The organism is Sediminibacterium sp. FW305-C-269 (assembly GCF_058231045.1).
In genome coordinates this window covers 382360-398912 of sequence record NZ_JBIQXQ010000003.1, presented here as the reverse complement: position 1 = coordinate 398912, position 16553 = coordinate 382360, and the positions used below count along the sequence as shown (strand labels likewise).

Sequence of the window (16553 nt, the reverse complement as noted above, 5' to 3'; positions counted from 1 at the left end):
GATCAGGAATTCATGATCTTGTTCTGGTGGTTGATACTTTCCATGTGTACCGCATCGAAGTATTTGGTCACAAACTCCTTGCTCAGACCCAGCTTATCCCCTTTGGCAAAAGCGCGCTCAAGGATACTGTTCCAGCGGTTGGTCTGCAGGATAGTGATATCGTTTTCTTTCTTGTATTTACCGATGCTTTCGGCCACTTTCATACGCTGTCCGAGGATCTGCATCAGTTCATCATCCAGGTTATTGATCTGCTGGCGCAGTTTTTCGAGTGCGGCATGATACTCTGGCGAAGCCACATCTTCTTTTCTCCAGCGGATACCGCTGATCATCTCACCCAGTTTTTCAGGGGTAATCTGCTGTTTGGCATCACTCCAGGCATTGTCCGGATCAATATGGCTTTCCACGATCAATCCGTCAAAATCAAGGTCAATCGCTGTCTGCGCCACTTCCTGCAGAATATCCCTTCTTCCGCAGATATGTGATGGATCATTGATCATCAGCAGTTCCGGGTAACGGCGTTTCATTTCAATGGCCAGGTGCCACATAGGGGCGTTCCGGTATTCTGTATTCCCATAAGAGCTGAAGCCACGGTGTATCAGTCCGATATGTTTGATACCGGCTTTTGCCACACGCTCCATAGCACCGATCCAGAGTTCCAGGTCGGGATTGATGGGGTTCTTGATCAGTACGGGCACATCCACACCACGCAGGGCATCGGCTACATCCTGTACACTGAAAGGGTTAACCGTAGTACGGGCACCGATCCAAAGTACATCCACGCCAAAATGCAGTGCATCTTCTACCTGTTTGCCGGTGGCCACTTCCACTGCCACGGGTAAACCCGAGGCTTTTCTTGCAGCCTGTAACCAGGGCAGACCCTTGGTACCAATACCTTCAAAACTTCCGGGACGGGTACGGGGTTTCCAGATACCTGCACGCAGGATATCCACTTTACCTGTTGCGGCCAAACGTAAGGCCGTTTGCATTACCTGCTCTTCTGTTTCAGCGCTGCAGGGACCTGAAATAATGAGTGGACGCTTCTGTAATAATGCTTCCACGGATGTTGCCTGTTCGATTGCTTGTTCCATGTTTGTTGTTGTTACTTTTATTTTTTTATTGGTTGATCAGTTAACAGGTAAACCCATCTATTGGCCGGCAATCATTCACCATCAACAGGTTTACCCGTTAACGTCTGATTACCCTTCGCCTCTTCTGGGTTTCCTGGAAAAACCAGCCGGACCACCACTATCCGCATCATTCATACGGATCCTTCTGCCTTTGTAGCTTTTACCGTCCAAAGAACGGATCATCTGCTGCGCCGCTCCGCGATCGATCTCGATCCAGCTGTTCATATCCTTCATATCGATCTTGCCCAGCACGTCTTTTTTCAGGTCGCTCATATCCAGGATGAACTGCAGGAAACTGGCTTTGAAGAAACCATCTTTGGTTCCCAGGTTCACAAACAAACGGCTGTAACCGCCGCCCCTTGCATATTCCTTACGGCCATCTCCCCTGCCCATGTTCCTGTCGTCTCTTCTCCTGCCAAAATCTTCCCTGTTGCCGGGCTCCTTACGGTCGCGACTGCGCAGGTTCAGGTCTTCGGCGTTCTCGTAGTATTTCAAGAAACGATCGAACTCCATAGCTGCCACACGCTTCAGCACATCTTCTTTGCTCACATCGGCAAATTTCTCTGCCAGCATGGGAACATAGGTTTCATAATTGCCGTGGCTGATATCGGCCGACAGTAACTTATCCATGAAATGGAAGAACTGTTTGCGGCATACATCTTTGCCACTGGGTATGTCCAGCTTGTGAAACTGCGAATTGTTGATCCGCTCGATCTGTTTGAACTTATACATCTCTTTCGCATGTACGATAGAGATACAGATCCCCTGGTTACCTGCACGACCGGTACGACCACTTCTGTGTGTATACACTTCCACATCATCCGGCAATTCGTAGTTGATCACATGGGTGATGCCTGCCACATCAATTCCGCGGGCCGCCACATCGGTTGCGATCAGCAACTGCAGGCTTTTATCGCGGAACTGGCCCATTACACGGTCACGCTGCTGTTGTGTCAGGTCGCCATGCAGGGCGTCGATATCGTATCCTTCCCTTGTCAATCTTTCAGAGATCTCCTGTGCATCGATCTTGGTGCGGGTAAAAATGATCCCATAGATACCCGGGTTAAAGTCGATGATCCTTTTCAGCGTTTCATAACGGTGCTGTGCCGTGGTAACATAATACTGGTGATCGATACTTTTGTTGGTCGTATTCACCTTACCCACAGTTACCTCTTTGGGTTCGCTCATGTATTTCTTGCTCACTTTACGGATCTCAGGCGGCATGGTAGCACTGAATAACCAGGTACTTTCCCTGGCCGGAGTATTCTTGAGAATGAATTCGATATCATCCTGGAAACCCATGTTCAGCATTTCATCTGCTTCATCCAGTACCACATACCTGATCTGCTCCAGGTTGATCGCTTTCCGCTCGATCAGGTCGATCAGACGGCCCGGTGTTGCCACCACGATCTGTACGCCCCTTTTCAGGTCGCGGATCTGTAATCCGATAGAAGCACCACCATACACAGCCACTACCGATACCCCAGTCATGTATTTTTTAAAGAGCTCTATTTCCTTTACGATCTGCAGGCAGAGTTCCCTTGTGGGACAAACCACCAACGCCTGCGGATATTTTGCCGCAGCATCAATAATATGCAGCAAAGGCAACCCAAATGCCGCTGTTTTGCCGGTTCCCGTTTGCGCCAGGCCTATAAAGTCCTTGGTGCCGCTCAGCAATACGGGGATTGCCTGTTCTTGTATTGCGGTCGGGTTCACATACCCCAACTCATCCGTTGCCTGAATCAATCTAGCATCAATTCCCAACGCTTCAAATGTCGTCATGTAATAAAAAATTTGGTGCAAAGGTACTTTTTATATACCTCTTTACCCTTTTTTGTTTGAAACCCAACACCAGTGCGGATTTCAGCTTCTGTTGCGTCGCACACCTGTACTTCCTTCCCATCCATCTGCTGATCCGTTGTCATTTCAGGATCCGCCGGATCCCGTTCGCCTTTTCTATCAATTCTGCCAGGTATTCGTAATTCTCCTTCTCCAGGCAGGATTTGAACTTGCGTAACTGCGCAATATGCTCATTCAGTACGTCCAACACATTGTCTTTATTCTGCATAAATATGGGCACCCACATGGCCGGATTACTTTTGGCCAAACGCACCGTACTCTCAAAACCACCACTGGCAAGTTCAAAAATGGCATCTTCTTCCCGCTCTTTCTCCAGTACCGTATTGGCCAGGGCAAAAGAAGTGATATGGGAGATATGACTCACATAGGCCACATGCACATCATGGTCTTCCGCATTCATGTATACAATATGCATCCCCAGCAATCCGTATAATCTTTCCACCAGTGCTACTGCATTAGCGTCGCTGTCTTCCTTGTTGCAGATCACCGTGGCTTTTTTCTCAAAAGCATTTTTAACAGCTGCTTCTGGTCCGCTATATTCGGTTCCCCACATAGGGTGGGTGGCCACAAAACGTCCGCGTTTCGGACTTTGCACCGCCGCTTCACAGATCGTTTTTTTGGTGGAACCCACATCCATAACCACCTGTTGATCCACCATTTGTAAAACCAGTGGCAGCAAAGCTTCTGCGGCATTAATGGGGGTAGCCAATATCACGAGACCGGATTCCTGCACAGCAGCGTGTAATTCTTTCACCTCATCCACCAGTCCCAGCGCAAGCGCTTTCTGTGCATGTTCGGGATTGGCATCCACGCCAATCACTTTGGTGGCGAACCCTTTTTCCTTCAGTGTCAGGGCCATTGAGCCACCGATCAAACCGACACCGATTATACTTATTGTCATGATAATGAGTAATTAGTCATTAGTAATGGGAATGGTCAACGGCTTTGGCGGATCCTTTGTATCGCTTCCTCGAATCTTTCAATGCTTCCGCAGAGACTCACCCGGATATAGCCATCTCCGGCAGTTCCAAAAATGCCTCCGGGGGTAATGAATACATTGGCCTGATAAAGCACTTCATCACTCAGCTCATAACCGCTGCCGTACCGCGACGAGATCTTTGCCCAGACAAACAGCCCTACTTGGTTCCTGGAAAATTCACAGTCCAGAAGGCTCAGCAGTTCAAATACCTTTTTCCGGCGTTCGGTATATATGGCATTGATATCATCGTACCAGTCTTTCCCCAATCCCAGCGCTTTGGCCGCAGCCAGTTGCAGGGGCAGGAACATGCCGCTATCCATATTACTCTTAAAACGGAGGATCTCCTCTACCCTTTCTTTAGCCGCGCAGATCATTCCGATCCTCCATCCGGCCATGTTCTGGCTTTTACTTAGTGAGTTGAGTTCGATCACCACCTCTTTGGCGCCATCTACTGACAGCAAGCTCATGGGTGTGGGATTCAGGATGAAACTATAAGGGTTATCGTGACAAACCAATATGTTGTGTTTCTTACCAAAAGCCACGATCTTTTTGAATAAAGACCCGGTAGGCAACTGACCGGTGGGCATATGGGGGTAGTTGACCCATAACAGCTTCACTTTGCTGAGGTCTGTTTTCTCCAGTGCTGCAAAATCGGGTTCCCAGTTATTCTCTTCTTTCATTTCATAGGGTACCGCCTTACCGCCTGCCAGTTTTACGGCACTGCTGTAGGTGGGGTAACCGGGGTTGGGTATCAGGGCTTCATCCCCTTCGTTCAGGTAGGTCATGCAGATATGCATGATACCTTCTTTACTGCCGATCAGTGGCAATACTTCCGTGTCGGGGTCCAGGGTAACGCCGTACCAGGTAGCGTACCAGTCAGCAATGGCTTTGCGCAATACGGGTGATCCCTTGTAGCTCTGGTAAGCATGGGTATTGGGCTTTTCGGCCTCTTGCTCCAATACTTTGATCACATCCGGGTGCGGGGGAAGGTCGGGACTGCCGATACCCAGGTTGATGATGTTCTTACCCTGCTTGTTCAGCTGCTCTATTTCGCGCAGTTTCTGCGAAAAATAGTATTCGCCAATGCCTTCCAGCCTTTTTGAAGTAGCTACTGTCATATATTATCCTTTTACAACTTTTCCTTTTTGGTAGATGCCGAATATTTTTACGCTGTTGGTCAGCGACTCGATGGATGCCAGCACTGCATCGAACTGTTTTCTTGATTCGAACTCCAGGTCTGCATAAAAACCATATTTGAAATTGCTTCCCGGTATCGGCATGCTCTGCAGTTTACTTAGGTTGATGCCTCCTTTTGCGATCTGTGTCAGCACCTGCGCCAGTATCCCTTTGGAATGGTTGGTCTGGAAATAGAGGGAAGCTTTGTCCGCATCCGGAATTTCCTTCACTTCGTTCTCTCTTTGCAGCACCAGGAAACGGGTCACATTATTTTTCAGGGTATGAATATTGGGGGCGATCACATCCATATCATATAATTCCGCGGCCAGTTTACTGGCAATGGCTGCCGCATGTTTGCTGTGTTTCTGGTGGATATGTTTGGCACTGAGTGCGGTATCTTCTGTTTCCACCAGTTTCCAATCGTGTTTCTCGAGGTAATCGAGACACTGCAAAATGGCCATAGGGTGACTATGCACTTCGCGGATATCTTCCAGTTTCACACCTTTATTCACCATCAGGTTCTGGCTGATGGAGAGATAGACTTCCCCGATTACTTTCAGTTTGCTTTTTTGCAGAAGGTTATAGTTGGGAAGGATACTTCCGGCAATCGAGTTCTCGATGGCCATGATGCCGCCCGCCGATTGCTTTTTATCGGAAGAGATCCGGATAAGGTCACGAAAAGTGGCGCAGGCAATCACTTCCACCTGTTTGCCAAAAAAGGAACGGGCAGCCACCTGGTGAAAACTTCCTTCATAGCCCTGGATACAGATGCCTGCTGCCTGCAGGTTCTCCTGAGAAGAGGTTTTGGGGGCTACATTATTTTGTTTCGTGTGTATCGTCATAAACAGATCCTGTTTCAGTTTTCCGGCGATGCCGGAAAAAAAATGATCCCGGCCTGTTGAGCCGGGATCGTATCTTAATTTGTTTCGCTTTTTATGCTTTGGCAAATACTACCCGGCTCCTTTGTTTAAAGAAGTAATAAAAGAAGAAAAAGAAAGTATTTGCAGTGATGTTGTTCATGTTATGTCAAATATAAGTACAGATTGTATTCAAAAACAAGATTTATCAAAAAATATTATACTAACAAACCTTAGTTAGAGTGTACAAGGATGATCTGTAGCTCAATCAGGACCGGCCATCATTGACTTGCATAAAGACAAATAAAAAAGGCCCTCCGTGGAAACGGAGCGCCCTCTAACGATTGCTTGCCATATGAAAAAAAGTTTGAAAGCTGTTCTGACCGGCAAGCTAAGTCACTTCAGATCTTACACACGTAGCTTTACCGAAAATTACTTCTTGGTAGTGTCAGCGGCAGCGTGAGTTGTGTCAGCAGCGTGAGCAGCAGTGTCAACAGGAGCTACAGCAGCGGTGTCAGTTTTTACACTGTCAGCAGCAGGAGTTTGGTTTTCACCAGAGTTACAGGCAGCGAAAGCGCCCAGAGCCAGTACGAATAACAGCTTTTTCATGTTTGTTTGTTTTGTTGTGAGTGAATTTCTAATTAATACCGGGATGTGATAAAAGGTAACCCGGGGTAACCGGTTTTTTCAAAAAAATTATTTTAGGCCTATTTTGGGTTACTTTTACCCCCTCTACCGTATTAAATGTACAGATAGTGAAAGCCGATACTACCGAACAAGCATTACTGAAGGGACTGGCACTGAACGACTCTAAGGCCATCGAGACTATTTACCGGGACAATTTTTCGATGGTACAGGCTTTTATTCTGCAGAACAATGGTTCATACGACGACGCAAGGGATATTTTCCAGGAAGCCATGATCGCCCTGTACGAAAAGGCGCAAAGCGAATCATTCGTGCTAACCTGCCAGATCAAGACCTATGTGTACTCCATCTGCCGGCGTTTGTGGTTAAAGCGGTTGCAACAGTTGGGGAGATATGCCAACCGGATAGATAACCTGGAAGAAACCGTACCCGTAGAAGAGGATCTGGAAATACATGAAAAACGCAATGCAGAATTTGCGATCATGGATCGGGCACTGAATAGTCTGGGGGAACCTTGTAAGAGTTTATTGGAAGGATATTACCTGAAGAAAATGGGAATGCAGGAATTGGCGGCCGAGTTTGGCTATACCAATGCCGACAATGCCAAGAACCAGAAATACAAATGTTTGATGCGCCTGAAGAAATTGTTCTTCTCGCAGTATAATATCGGAGATTAAGTTATGATGGACGACATTTTACTTATGGAAGCAATCGAACGTTACCTCCACGGCGACATGGAAGCCACTGAGCGTGACTATTTCGAGACCCTCCGGAAAAATACCCCGGAAATAGACCAGATGGTGGTAGAACATGGTATGTTCCTGCACCAGATGGATATTTATGCACTGCACCGCAACCTGCGGGCAAGCTTACAGGCTTCTCATACCAAATTACTGGAGCGCGGCGATATTAATGAAGGTGGAGAACTGACCACCAAGGGGAAAGTGATCCAGCTCTGGAACAAATACAAAAGAGTAACCGCTATTGCAGCATCGGTGGGCGGCGTGATTGCGCTTGTGATCAGTGGCCTGGCCATCTATTTTTCACCCGTTGTTAATGGCAACCAGATAGAACAGCTGAGTAAAGCCATCGAAGTCATTAAAAAGAACCAGCAATACCAGGGCACCCTTATCAATGAAGTAAAAAGCAAGATACCGGAAAATGCCAGGCTGATCAGCGGTGGCTCCGGCTTCCTGATTGACCCGAAAGGATATATTATCACCAACGCACACGTACTGAAAGGTTCCGGAGCTGTAGTGGTGAACAGCAAAGGACAGGAATTCAATGCTACCATTGCCCATATCGACACAGACAGGGACCTGGCCATCATCAAGATCAACGACCAGGAATATAGTCCGCAGAAATCGCTGCCCTATACCATCCGCAAGAATAGTTCTGATCTGGGAGAAGAGATTTTTACCCTGGGTTATCCCAGAAATGACATTGTTTACGGAGAGGGTTACCTGAGTGCCAGAAGTGGCTATAACAGCGATTCTCTGACTTATCAGTTACAGATCAGTGCCAACCCGGGTAATTCCGGAGGCCCCGTATTCAACAGTAACGGTGAAGTGATCGGTATTTTAAGTACCCGCCAGGCAGAGGCTGAAGGGGTTGCCTTCGCTGTTAAATCGAAGAATATTTACCGCATGGTGGATGAGCTGAAAGCTACTGATACCAATGTAGCTAAGATCAAATTACCTACCCGTTCTACCCTAAAAGGGGTGAACCGTAAACAACAGATCACCCGTTTGGAAGAATCTGTCTTTTACGTGAAAGCCTTTAAAAAATAATTACAATTGATTTTGGTTTCTAATAGCCCGCCCATGCGGGCTATTTTTTTGTCCTGCCTGACACTGCCATATCATAAAAAGAGAAAGCGGAGATACAGGTATATTCTCCGCTTTCTAATGAAATCAGGCTCTTCAATAGTTACGCCCACAAAGAAGTGGGGTATTCCCCGGAAGCCACCAGTGCATTGATGCTGGCCTGCACACCGGGTGCATCTTCCTTATACGTTACACCAAACCACTTGGCAGAAGTGGGGATCACTTTAACCACTCCCTTGCCTGATTGAATATAATGTTTGGTGGCGGTAGGGATGAAGAATTCCGCTTTGGGTTCGTTCATGTGTTTATCGAGAAATTCGTGAAACTGTGTCTCGCAGAGATCGATAAAACCTGGGGCAAAACAGAGATAGTTCATGCTGACAAGGCTGTCTTCTGACACTTCGTGCAATCCGGTTTCATCCTGATAGGTGATCTTATCATTCTCGCCCCTGAAAATACTGGTACGCTCGTTGATATCGGTAAGGTTATTATCCGCATCAATATCACATACACCACGGCTAACGCTGCCGTTGTCGCTCAGGGTATTCTTCAATTCGTAACCAATGATACAGTAGGTATGCTCATTACATTGGGTAGTGAGGAACTGATACGCTTTTACAAAAGCATCCCGGCCGTAATAATCATCGGCATTGATCACGGCAAAGGGCTCATTCACTTTACCCTTACAACAAAGCACCGCATGCGCCGTACCCCAGGGTTTGGATCTTTCTGCAGGTATGGTTCTGCCACCGGTGAATGCATTCAGATGCTGGTATACATAATCGGTGGCTATACGACCATTCAATTTGGGTTCGAATATGGCTTTGAAATTATCCGCAAACTCTTCGCGGATGATAAAAACGATTTTGCCAAAACCTGCACGGATGGCATCGTAGATTGAATAATCCATAATCGTTTCACCAGAGGGACCGAAAGACTGAATCTGCTTCATACTTCCATAACGGCTGGCCATTCCGGCAGCTAAAATCACAAGGGTCGGTTTCATGTAGAATGGTTAAGATTGTATTGTCAAATTAATGACCTGTTGTTTAAAATGTATGCAAAATTACAAAATATCAAGGTTCAGCCATTGCCCCATTTCTCGGTTGGTGATACCCAAACAGATATTCTGCGGCTTGACCTTTTACATCCGGTTGTGTCGGGTAATAAATGGTTTAAACTGAAGTATTACCTGGCAGAAGCCCTGGCAGGTAATTACCGAACACTTGCCAGTTTTGGTGGGGCTTATTCCAACCATATCGTGGCCACGGCTTTTGCAGCAAGGGAGTCGGGTCTGGCCAGTATTGGGTATATCCGGGGCGAGGAAACTACCCCCCTGTCTCCCACCCTGCGCAATGCCATGGATTACGGCATGAGGCTGGAGTTTGTATCAAGAGAATTGTTCCGGAATACTGAAGCCATCATGGCAGCAACTGTCGACAGCAGCATTTACTGGGTTCGGGAAGGCGGTTTCGGCAGTTTGGGTGCCAAAGGAGCTGCAGATATCCTGTCGGTTACAGATACCAGCAGCTATTCTCATATCATCTGCGCCGTGGGCACCGGCACCATGCTGGCCGGACTGGTACAGGCCGCTCTGACTCACCAGCAATTGGTCGGGATCAGCGTTTTGAAGAATCATTTCGGACTGGAACAGGAAGTACGGTCCCTGCTACCTTCGGGAGGTGAACTGGCCTCATTTAGCATTGAACAGGATTTTCATTTCGGTGGGTATGCCAAACATCCCCAGAACCTGATCCGGTTCATGCAAGAGACCTGGGTACAGGAGCAGTTACCTACCGATATTGTATACACATCGAAACTGCTTTTCGCAGTAAAAAATTTACTGGCCCATCAGTACTTTCCTGCCGGAAGCAGGCTCCTGCTGATCCACAGTGGCGGATTACAGGGAAATGCTTCGCTTCCTGCCGGCACATTACCATTTTCTTAAGTGATCTGCTTTTATATTTGCTACCCATGAGGCCGATTCTCCGTTCCATTTTCGTTATTGCTGCGCTACTGGCAGTGTTCCCTGTCTGCGCACAAGGACTACTTCCCGATTTTTCGGTGAAAGAACTGACCAAAGGAAAGATCCAGATCAGCTGGAACAATCCCTACCGCAACTGCGTGCAGCTGGCCATTCAGCGTTCGCAGGACAGCAGTAAGAATTTCCGGACCATTTTCTCCTCACAATCACCCGAACTGGCATCCAATGGATATGTGGACAACAGGCCAATACCCGGCGTCAAGAATTATTACCGGATCTTCTATGCGATGGAAAGTGGGGCGTATTTCTTTACCCGGGCCATTCCCATGGAAACACAATTACCCGCAAAACCGGCTGTGACAGTCCCGTCTGCCGATGCACCTGCTAAAGAAACATCGCTTAAAATAATCCCTCCCGGAAAGGTTACACCGAAAGACCTTACCAGCATCTACCTGAAAAAAACATTGTTGTTTCAACTGGACAAAAAAGCGTATCAACACTTCAAGGATTCCATCAATAGCCGGACCAACGACGCTTTACGGCGATTGAATGAAAAAGCTGTGGAATGGATACCGGCCCAAAAAGAGCTGTATTTTATTTACCAATACCAGCAACTCCTGGCAGAACTGGATGCAAAAGCATACCGGAAATTCAAAGACTCCATCAGGTACAAAACCAAAGACACGCTCTATATAGCAGATGCCTATCACATTCAACTGAGGCCTTATATTGAGCCAGCAAAAAAACTGGTATTCGTTTACCGAAACGACAGTCTGTTACAAATGCTGGAACCTGCACAATACCGGCTCTTCAGGGATTCCGTCTCTACCCAGACCAAAGACACCCTGTATGTGATAGACAATGAACACGTAAAAATTCACGCTTATCTCCCGAAGTATGTATGGAAGCCCTCTGATTATGTATTCACCAATAATAAAGGATATGTGACCATTTTACTACCGCTGGTAAAACAACACAAATACCAGGTAATCTTTTATGAGGAGGATGGCTCAGAACTATTCCGCATCAAAACCGTAAAAGAGCCCGAACTGGTTCTGGACAAAACCGATTTCATACACTCAGGCTGGTTCTATTTTGAGCTATTCGAAGATGATCAGCTGAAAGAAAAGAACAAATTTTTCCTACCCAAATAGGAATCTATCCTGCATGGCCAGGCTACACCAAGTGAACCTGGAATACTTTTTCAAAATTCCTTTTTACTTTTTGTTTCACTTCATCAAAAGGGATTTCCCTGCCCAGCTCCTTTTGCAGGGATGTCACCTGTTTGTTCTCAATGCCACAGGGAACGATATGTCCAAAATAATCCAGATCCGTATTCACATTAAATGCAAAGCCATGCATGGTAATCCAGCGGCTGCACTTGATGCCCATGGCACAGATCTTTCTTTCTTTTCCCTTAGTATCAGGATCGATCCAGACACCGGTTTCCCCGGGACTCCGATCACCTGTAAGCCCATATTCGGCCATGGTAAGGATGATCACTTCTTCCAGACTGCGCAGGTACCAGCCCAGATCTGTTTTGAATTTTTCCAGGTCAAGGATCGGGTACCCCACTAATTGCCCCGGGCCATGAAAAGTGATATCGCCCCCACGATTGATATGAAAATATTCAATATTTTTCCGTTCCCGGTCCTCGTCACTGATAAGTACATGTTCCTCTTTCCCGTTTTTTCCAAGCGTGTACACAGGCTCATGTTCCACAAACAACAGTCGATGCTCCGTTGGCAATAAATGCGTCAATCCCGACAGGTCTGCAGATCGCAAAAGGGCTTTGCGGTCGGTATTCTCTTTCAATAAACTTTCCTGGTAGTCCCAGACCTCTTTGTAATGTGGCCGACGGCCCAGGTCCAGGAACAATACTTCCTGTTGCATATAACAAAAGTAAGAAGAATTTGGGCCAGGATATCCTGCAGACCGGGCAAAACACCCCGTCTGCCCCCAATCCTTTATTTTTGCCGCATGTTGGATGAACTAGACAATTTACCGGAAGAAACATCGGAATCGCTCTACGAACGTAAAACCTTCACCATTGATAAAGGACAGGAACCCCTGCGCATTGACAAATGGCTGCAGATGCATATAGAAGGTGCCAGTCGCAACAAAGTGCAGAACGGTATTGAAGCCGGATTCGTAACAGTGAACGGCAAAACCGTCAAAAGCAATTATAAGATCAAACCGGGAGATGAGATCCTGTTACTAAGTCTGATTAACCCTGAACATACTGTTTTAAAAAAAGAAAACATTCCGCTGAATATCGTTTACGAAGACGATACCCTGATGGTGATCAACAAACCCGCCAATATGGTGGTGCATCCGGGTGTGGGTAATTTCAGTGGTACTTTATTGAATGGCGTCGCTTATCACCTTGAGCAGCAGAATCCGGGTATTGACGAAGACATTTTACCCAGGTTCGGTCTCGTACACCGGATAGATAAGAACACAACAGGCCTCATCGTACTTGCCAAGAAACCTGAGGCAGCGGCGCACCTGGCCAAACAGTTCTTTCAGCATACCGTAAAACGCAGATATGTGGCTTTGGTATGGGGAGATATGGAAGAGGACGAAGGCACTATTACCGGCCATATTGCCCGCCACCGGCAACATCGAAAAATGTTTGACGTATACCCGGAAGGAGAAACCGGTAAACATGCCATCACTCATTACAAAGTCCTGGAACGTTTCAACTATGTGACCCTGGTGGAATGCGTACTGGAAACCGGCCGTACTCACCAGATCCGTGTTCACATGAAACATATCGGGCATACACTTTTTAATGACTGGGAGTATGGTGGCGATAAAATTCTGAAGGGCACCATTTACACCAAGTATAAACAGTTTGTAGACAATTGCTTTGAGATCTGTCCGCGCTGTGCATTGCATGCAAGAACACTGGGGTTCATTCACCCTGTTACACAGAAAGAAATGCTGTTCGAATCTCCCCTGCCGGAAGATATGCAGGGTGTGATCGAAAAATGGAGAAACTACATCAGTCACAGAAACGAATAAGTTCATCCACAGATAATATCAGCTATCAGGGTATCAGATACCCTCTTATATTTGCCTATAAAATTTTTTATTCCATGCCTACTGATATCCGAAACAACTGGACACTCGCTGAAATCAAAGACGTGTACAATACTGCTTTGCTGGAATTGATTTACCGGGCTGCCACACTACACAGAACCTATAACGATACGGCTGAAGTGCAGGTTTGCACCTTATTAAGTATAAAAACAGGTGGCTGCAGTGAAGACTGTGCCTACTGCCCTCAAGCGGCCCGTTACAATACTGGCGTTGAGGTACAGGCCCTGATGCAGAAAGAGGAAGTGCTTAGCTATGCACAGAAAGCCAAAGAAGCCGGCAGCACCCGGTTCTGTATGGGCGCAGCCTGGAGAGAAGTGAGGGATAACCGGGATTTTGACCGTGTACTGGATATGGTAAAAGGCGTGAATGAAATGGGTATGGAAGTTTGCTGCACCCTGGGCATGCTTACCGAATACCAGGCACAAAAACTGGCAGATGCAGGTCTATACGCTTATAACCACAATCTAGACACCAGCAAGGAACATTACGGAGATATTATCACCACCCGCACTTATGATGATCGTTTGCAAACACTCGACAATGTGCGCAAAGCGGGCGTAACCGTTTGTTGTGGAGGTATCATCGGACTGGGAGAAACACATGAAGACCGGATCAAAATGCTGCATACACTGGCCACCATGCCCGAGCACCCCGAAAGTGTACCTATCAATGCATTGGTTCCCGTTGCAGGTACCCCACTGGAGAACAATACCAAAGTAGATATCTGGGATATGGTCCGTATGATCGCCACTGCAAGAATACTCATGCCAAAGACCATGGTACGTTTGAGCGCCGGACGGAATGATATGAGTGTAGCAGAACAGTCACTCTGTTTTATGGCAGGAGCCAATTCTATTTTTGCAGGAGAAAAATTATTAACTACGGCTAATCCGGGATTTGAAGCGGATAATGCCATGTTCCAGTTATTGGGATTAACGCCCCGAAAAGCTTTTAAAGAAGAAAAACAATATCTGCGCGAAGTAGCAGAAGTATAAAGAAACTTTTGTTTATACAAAGCAGCTTCCGGACTGAATGGTTGTTCGATAAATATTACCGGATAATCATCACCCAGCCCGAAACCGGCGGTTGGCCTGTATTCAGATCAATTACATAATAATAGGTGGCAAGGGGCAAGGGATTACCACGATAGGTACCATCCCACTCCCTGCCACCTGTTTTTGTTTCAAATACCACCTGTCCATCCCTGCTGAATACTTTCAGGACAGCCAAAGGATAGGTGTCCATATTCCGGATGATCCAGGTATCATTGATCCCATCACCATTGGGAGAAAAAACATTCGGTATCTGCAGTTTCTTATATACCCGTACAAAAGTCGCATCCGTTTCAACCGGGCAACCCGAACCGGAAACAGCAGATAAGGTATAGGTAGTATTATCTACCGGATTCACAACCGGGGTTACCGTATTACCATTCCGGATATTGCTGGAAGGCGTCCAGTAAATATCCAGTGGCGTACCTGATATCGTTCCGTTAAGGGTTACCGTATCTCCTTCAAAAATGGCTTTATCGGGCCCCGCATTCACGATCAAACGTTTGAACACGCCTACCCGGACATAACCTGAATCCTTGCATCCATATTGATTAGACACCACTACCTTATACACAGTCGTATCTAAGGGCGAAGCCAGAGGACTGGCCGATGCACTATCAGATAATCCGCTAACAGGCGACCACCGGTAAGATATACCTCCTGAAGCCGACAAAAGGGTGCTGAACCCTTCACAGATATCTACACCCGCACTAACCGTGGCTTTCACCCCAGGAAATACCGTAATGTGAAATGAATCAATACGGGCACAGCCGGGTTCTGTTTTAACCAGAACCGTATACCATCCTGAATCTTTTTCCGTAACGTTATAGATAAACGGGTTTCTTACCTGTGAAGTAAAACCGTTAGGACCCGACCATTGATAGGTAAAAGCAGACCCATCAACCGCATCCAGCCGGAAGTCCGCACCAATACAGCCTACCTGTTTGGGGTTTGTTCCCAAAGGAGGCAATGGATTTACATTCACTACGGTCACATTCGAAGCAATACGGCAGGACAATACACTGAAGTTAACCGATTCCGCCATTACCGCCCGATAATAATACATACCACCTCCGGTTGCTTTCCGGGTAAAACTAAGTGAGGTTTCTCCGGCAATATCTTTCCAGGTTTTACCGGAATCCAGACTCATTTGCCACTGAACCAATGGCTGGGCGTATTCAGCAGGATAACTGGTAGTAAACAATACATCGGCCTGCTGGTTCTCACATAGATCCACCACTGACTGCATGGTACCATTTACGCTGGATGTGATGTTGGGACCACAGGGCCGGAAAGTGATATCATCCAATGCCAGGTCATTGCCACATTGAGACCCGCCGGGTGAATTATTGGTGATCCTTAATACAACGGTGTTGATACCGGGCGGTGTTTTAAAAAAAGTACCATACTGCTTCCATATCTTCTGGTTTTCAAATGGAATATCACCGGTATCAAATTTCTTTAGTAAAATCCCTGTGGTGGTTTCAATACGGAAAGTGAGATTGGGTTTTACACCAGCTCCCCCACAGGAAGATGGTTTTAATACATTGGCCACCCAGGTGGCAAATTCAAAAGTAGTATTGGTACATAAACCACTTACTGTATCTACATAAAACTCACTGGGATCGGGTGAGGCATTCACTAACATGAACCTGCCCCCCACATCACCGGTATGATCTCCCACCATCAGATGCCAGGTATTGCCAAAACAACCAAAAGAAGCATTGGTGAGGGTGTAATACCCATCGTTGGGACAGGTACTGGTAGTATAATTGAGATTGGTAACCCCTGCTTTCAGCGGACCTCTGGGTGTTGCATCGGAGCCAAAAGTCACATTCACTACAGGATCACCCAAACTGCCGTTACAGAGTTGCGCTTTCACCTGAGAACTGCAGATACAGAACAATAAAAGATGGAACAGCTTTTTTTTCATGATGTGATT

15 protein-coding genes are annotated in these 16553 nt (G+C 46.8%); 6 read left to right on the top strand and 9 right to left on the bottom strand.

The window, feature by feature from the left end:
• Nucleotides 1–2 precede the first annotated feature (2 nt).
• The 6 genes from ACH3Y6_RS11675 to ACH3Y6_RS11650 all read right to left on the bottom strand — a co-directional run bounded on the left by ACH3Y6_RS11675 (nucleotide 3) and on the right by ACH3Y6_RS11650 (nucleotide 6608).
• On the bottom strand, nucleotides 3–1088 hold the full coding sequence (locus ACH3Y6_RS11675; RefSeq protein WP_490835790.1) for a chorismate mutase: 1086 nt from the start codon (nucleotides 1086–1088) through the stop codon (nucleotides 3–5).
• Between the two features lie 108 nt (nucleotides 1089–1196).
• Nucleotides 1197–2909, bottom strand: a complete 1713-nt coding sequence (locus ACH3Y6_RS11670; protein ID WP_490835789.1) for a DEAD/DEAH box helicase — start codon at nucleotides 2907–2909, stop codon at nucleotides 1197–1199.
• Between the two features lie 139 nt (nucleotides 2910–3048).
• Nucleotides 3049–3888, bottom strand: a complete 840-nt coding sequence (locus ACH3Y6_RS11665) for a prephenate dehydrogenase (RefSeq protein WP_490835788.1) — start codon at nucleotides 3886–3888, stop codon at nucleotides 3049–3051.
• A gap of 35 nt (nucleotides 3889–3923) precedes the next feature.
• Nucleotides 3924–5084 carry a pyridoxal phosphate-dependent aminotransferase gene (locus ACH3Y6_RS11660; RefSeq protein WP_490835787.1) on the bottom strand — a complete coding sequence of 387 codons (1161 nt, stop codon included), beginning with the start codon at nucleotides 5082–5084 and terminating at the stop codon, nucleotides 3924–3926.
• 3 nt (nucleotides 5085–5087) lie between these two features.
• A complete protein-coding gene (locus ACH3Y6_RS11655) occupies nucleotides 5088–5984 on the bottom strand; it encodes a prephenate dehydratase (protein WP_490835786.1) in 897 nt (298 codons plus the stop codon).
• A 447-nt stretch (nucleotides 5985–6431) separates the two neighbouring features.
• Nucleotides 6432–6608: a hypothetical protein gene (locus ACH3Y6_RS11650; RefSeq protein ID WP_490835785.1), complete on the bottom strand. Its 177-nt coding sequence runs from the start codon at nucleotides 6606–6608 to the stop codon at nucleotides 6432–6434.
• Between the two features lie 146 nt (nucleotides 6609–6754).
• Here ACH3Y6_RS11650 and ACH3Y6_RS11645 point away from each other — a divergent pair, with 146 nt between their 5' ends.
• Complete coding sequence (locus tag ACH3Y6_RS11645; RefSeq protein WP_490835784.1) at nucleotides 6755–7321, top strand: RNA polymerase sigma factor; 567 nt, start codon at nucleotides 6755–6757, stop codon at nucleotides 7319–7321.
• Nucleotides 7322–7345: 24 nt separating this feature from the next.
• Nucleotides 7346–8434 (top strand): S1C family serine protease, encoded by a 1089-nt coding sequence (locus tag ACH3Y6_RS11640; protein WP_490835783.1) that lies wholly within the window; start codon nucleotides 7346–7348, stop codon nucleotides 8432–8434.
• 139 nt (nucleotides 8435–8573) lie between these two features.
• Here ACH3Y6_RS11640 and ACH3Y6_RS11635 read toward each other — a convergent pair whose 3' ends face one another.
• Nucleotides 8574–9476, bottom strand: coding sequence for a glycosyltransferase family protein (locus ACH3Y6_RS11635; protein ID WP_490835782.1), 903 nt, complete (start codon nucleotides 9474–9476; stop codon nucleotides 8574–8576).
• 48 nt (nucleotides 9477–9524) lie between these two features.
• Here ACH3Y6_RS11635 and ACH3Y6_RS11630 point away from each other — a divergent pair, with 48 nt between their 5' ends.
• Nucleotides 9525–10418 carry a 1-aminocyclopropane-1-carboxylate deaminase/D-cysteine desulfhydrase gene (locus ACH3Y6_RS11630; RefSeq protein WP_490835781.1) on the top strand — a complete coding sequence of 298 codons (894 nt, stop codon included), beginning with the start codon at nucleotides 9525–9527 and terminating at the stop codon, nucleotides 10416–10418.
• 26 nt (nucleotides 10419–10444) lie between these two features.
• Nucleotides 10445–11608, top strand: a complete 1164-nt coding sequence (locus ACH3Y6_RS11625) for a hypothetical protein (RefSeq protein WP_490835780.1) — start codon at nucleotides 10445–10447, stop codon at nucleotides 11606–11608.
• Nucleotides 11609–11630: 22 nt separating this feature from the next.
• Here the strand turns inward: ACH3Y6_RS11625 and lipB are convergent, their stop codons facing one another.
• Nucleotides 11631–12347 (bottom strand): lipoyl(octanoyl) transferase LipB, encoded by a 717-nt coding sequence (gene lipB, locus ACH3Y6_RS11620; RefSeq protein ID WP_490835779.1) that lies wholly within the window; start codon nucleotides 12345–12347, stop codon nucleotides 11631–11633.
• A gap of 87 nt (nucleotides 12348–12434) precedes the next feature.
• Here lipB and ACH3Y6_RS11615 point away from each other — a divergent pair, with 87 nt between their 5' ends.
• Both ACH3Y6_RS11615 and bioB read left to right on the top strand, forming a co-directional pair.
• The gene (locus ACH3Y6_RS11615; RefSeq protein WP_490835778.1) at nucleotides 12435–13481 is read left to right on the top strand and encodes an RluA family pseudouridine synthase; all 1047 of its coding nucleotides are present in this window, start codon (nucleotides 12435–12437) and stop codon (nucleotides 13479–13481) included.
• Nucleotides 13482–13555: 74 nt separating this feature from the next.
• Nucleotides 13556–14554 (top strand): biotin synthase BioB, encoded by a 999-nt coding sequence (gene bioB / locus ACH3Y6_RS11610; RefSeq protein ID WP_490835777.1) that lies wholly within the window; start codon nucleotides 13556–13558, stop codon nucleotides 14552–14554.
• A 55-nt stretch (nucleotides 14555–14609) separates the two neighbouring features.
• Here bioB and ACH3Y6_RS11605 read toward each other — a convergent pair whose 3' ends face one another.
• Nucleotides 14610–16544 carry a T9SS type B sorting domain-containing protein gene (locus tag ACH3Y6_RS11605; protein WP_490835776.1) on the bottom strand — a complete coding sequence of 645 codons (1935 nt, stop codon included), beginning with the start codon at nucleotides 16542–16544 and terminating at the stop codon, nucleotides 14610–14612.
• Nucleotides 16545–16553 lie beyond the last annotated feature (9 nt).

Bases quoted from the DNA above. Each gene is read 5' to 3' on its own strand.
- ACH3Y6_RS11675 (WP_490835790.1), bottom strand. From the start codon at position 1,088: ATGGAACAAGCAATCGAACAGGCAACATCCGTGGAAGCATTATTACAG.
- ACH3Y6_RS11670 (WP_490835789.1), bottom strand. From the start codon at position 2,909: ATGACGACATTTGAAGCGTTGGGAATTGATGCTAGATTGATTCAGGCA.
- bioB (WP_490835777.1), top strand. From the start codon at position 13,556: ATGCCTACTGATATCCGAAACAACTGGACACTCGCTGAAATCAAAGAC.
- ACH3Y6_RS11625 (WP_490835780.1), top strand. From the start codon at position 10,445: ATGAGGCCGATTCTCCGTTCCATTTTCGTTATTGCTGCGCTACTGGCA.
- ACH3Y6_RS11615 (WP_490835778.1), top strand. From the start codon at position 12,435: ATGTTGGATGAACTAGACAATTTACCGGAAGAAACATCGGAATCGCTC.
- lipB (WP_490835779.1), bottom strand. From the start codon at position 12,347: ATGCAACAGGAAGTATTGTTCCTGGACCTGGGCCGTCGGCCACATTAC.
- ACH3Y6_RS11640 (WP_490835783.1), top strand. From the start codon at position 7,346: ATGGAAGCAATCGAACGTTACCTCCACGGCGACATGGAAGCCACTGAG.
- ACH3Y6_RS11630 (WP_490835781.1), top strand. From the start codon at position 9,525: ATGTATGCAAAATTACAAAATATCAAGGTTCAGCCATTGCCCCATTTC.
- ACH3Y6_RS11655 (WP_490835786.1), bottom strand. From the start codon at position 5,984: ATGACGATACACACGAAACAAAATAATGTAGCCCCCAAAACCTCTTCT.
- ACH3Y6_RS11650 (WP_490835785.1), bottom strand. From the start codon at position 6,608: ATGAAAAAGCTGTTATTCGTACTGGCTCTGGGCGCTTTCGCTGCCTGT.
- ACH3Y6_RS11605 (WP_490835776.1), bottom strand. From the start codon at position 16,544: ATGAAAAAAAAGCTGTTCCATCTTTTATTGTTCTGTATCTGCAGTTCT.
- ACH3Y6_RS11665 (WP_490835788.1), bottom strand. From the start codon at position 3,888: ATGACAATAAGTATAATCGGTGTCGGTTTGATCGGTGGCTCAATGGCC.
- ACH3Y6_RS11635 (WP_490835782.1), bottom strand. From the start codon at position 9,476: ATGAAACCGACCCTTGTGATTTTAGCTGCCGGAATGGCCAGCCGTTAT.
- ACH3Y6_RS11660 (WP_490835787.1), bottom strand. From the start codon at position 5,084: ATGACAGTAGCTACTTCAAAAAGGCTGGAAGGCATTGGCGAATACTAT.